Annotated in this window: 3 protein-coding genes and 1 pseudogene; 3 read left to right on the top strand and 1 reads right to left on the bottom strand. The window is 49.2% G+C overall.

The genetic code is table 11. The features are described from left to right. Positions 1-45: 45 nt before the first annotated feature. Positions 46-198, bottom strand: coding sequence for a type I toxin-antitoxin system toxin HokE (hokE, locus tag BFF42_RS16020; protein WP_000956455.1), 153 nt, complete (start codon positions 196-198; stop codon positions 46-48). Between hokE and BFF42_RS28365 the strand changes: the two genes are divergently transcribed. From BFF42_RS28365 to BFF42_RS27835, 3 genes and pseudogenes are all read left to right on the top strand, one after another. Then, positions 167-436 carry a hypothetical protein gene (locus BFF42_RS28365; RefSeq protein ID WP_009008364.1) on the top strand — a complete coding sequence of 90 codons (270 nt, stop codon included), beginning with the start codon at positions 167-169 and terminating at the stop codon, positions 434-436. The genes hokE and BFF42_RS28365 overlap by 32 nt on opposite strands. 215 nt (positions 437-651) lie before the next feature. After that, a pseudogene (locus BFF42_RS16010) lies at positions 652-1,617 on the top strand (YbdK family carboxylate-amine ligase); the annotation flags it as partial. Between the two features lie 67 nt (positions 1,618-1,684). Beyond that, a partial coding sequence (locus tag BFF42_RS27835; protein ID WP_227894989.1) for a hypothetical protein occupies positions 1,685-1,808 on the top strand: 124 nt, incomplete at its 3' end.

The following is a 1,808-nucleotide window of genomic DNA, read 5'->3' as shown; positions in this document are numbered from 1 at the left end:
CTGACCTGACAACCGGATATGCGGGGATTGCTCCCCGCACAACGGCTACTTCTTCGGTTCGTAAGCGAGAACAGCCTTAAACTCAATATTACGTTCCTTTACGGTGAACTCACACAGCGAATCCCCGACCAGAAGCGTAAATCCCAGCACCGTTAAACACAGCACTATGACTGCCGCAAGGGCATATTTCGTCAGCATGTTTATATTGCCTCCATGCGAAGAAGGGACTACCATCCAAATTGTTCAGGTTTGGGTAGGTAGCCCCAGGGTTGATAGAAATATCGTCCTGGGGCTTCATCTTTCCAGACCTCAGAGTAAACCTGAAACCGGAAAGCTTCAGGCACCCGCAGTTATCTTACCCTTGCTTAGCAAAATAGCTGTTTATTTATACAGTAAGTCCTGTTTCGGACTTCTCACTCCCCATTTGATCAACTGAAGCTGAACCCGTTTTTTTCTGCATGCCTCAATCGTCAAAATTCTTCGCCACCAGTCAGCACTGCCATAACTTGTCACATTGCAAAAGTAGCCAAATTGCTTCTGTCATAATCAGTTCACCATCACCAAAAAAAAGAAACATTCCAGAACTTCCGCATCTCGCCCAGCCGCTCCCACTTCTATACTGAATAGAAAACGCCAACATAAGAGAAACCTATGCCATTACCCGATTTTCATGTTTCTGAACCTTTTACACTCGGTATTGAACTGGAAATGCAGGTGGTTAATCCGCCGGGCTATGACTTAAGCCAGGACTCTTCAATACTGATTGACGCGGTTAAAAATAAGATCACGGCCGGAGAGGTAAAGCACGATATCACCGAAAGTATGCTGGAGCTGGCGACGGATGTTTGCCGTGATATCAACCAGGCTGCCGGGCAATTTTCAGCGATGCAGAAAGTCGTATTGCAGGCAGCCGCAGACCATCATCTGGAAATTTGCGGCGGTGGCACACACCCGTTTCAGAAATGGCAGCGACAGGAGGTATGCGATAACGAGCGCTATCAACGAACGCTGGAAAACTTTGGTTATCTCATTCAACAGGCGACCGTTTTTGGTCAGCATGTTCATGTTGGCTGCGCCAGTGGCGATGACGCCATTTATTTGCTGCACGGCCTGTCACGGTTTGTGCCGCACTTCATCGCCCTTTCCGCCGCGTCGCCATATATGCAAGGAACGGATACGCGTTTTGCCTCCTCACGACCGAATATTTTTTCCGCCTTTCCTGATAATGGTCCGATGCCGTGGGTCAGTAACTGGCAACAATTTGAAGCCCTGTTTCGCTGTCTGAGTTACACCACGATGATCGACAGCATTAAAGATCTGCACTGGGATATTCGCCCCAGTCCTCATTTTGGCACGGTGGAGGTTCGGGTGATGGATACCCCGTTAACCCTTAGCCACGCGGTAAATATGGCGGGATTAATTCAGGCTACCGCCCACTGGTTACTGACAGAACGCCCGTTCAAACATCAGGAGAAAGATTACCTGCTGTATAAATTCAACCGTTTCCAGGACTGTCGCTATGGGCTGGAAGGCGTCATTACCGATCCGCACACTGGCGATCGTCGACCGCTAACGGAAGACACCTTGCGATTGCTGGAAAAAATCGCCCCTTCCGCACTAATGCCGATCAGTTAAGGATCAGTTGACCGATCCAGTGGCTGTGTAAGAATCCGGAAACGCTCACTTGTTTCCGGATTTTTTTATGCACATTGGACAGGCTCTTGATCTGGTATCCCGTTACGATTCTCTGCGTAACCCACTGACTTCTCTGGGGGATTACCTCGACCCCGAACTCATCTCTCGTTGCC

The sequence above is a fragment of the Shigella sp. FC1661 genome (genome assembly GCF_001712525.1).
In the GTDB taxonomy this organism is placed as follows: domain Bacteria; phylum Pseudomonadota; class Gammaproteobacteria; order Enterobacterales; family Enterobacteriaceae; genus Escherichia; species Escherichia coli.
This window is presented reverse-complemented; position numbering and strand designations above follow the sequence as displayed.

Coding starts and splice junctions, on each gene's coding strand:
- hokE (WP_000956455.1), bottom strand. CDS start 198: ATGCTGACGAAATATGCCCTTGCGGCAGTCATAGTGCTGTGTTTAACG.
- BFF42_RS28365 (WP_009008364.1), top strand. CDS start 167: ATGACTGCCGCAAGGGCATATTTCGTCAGCATGTTTATATTGCCTCCA.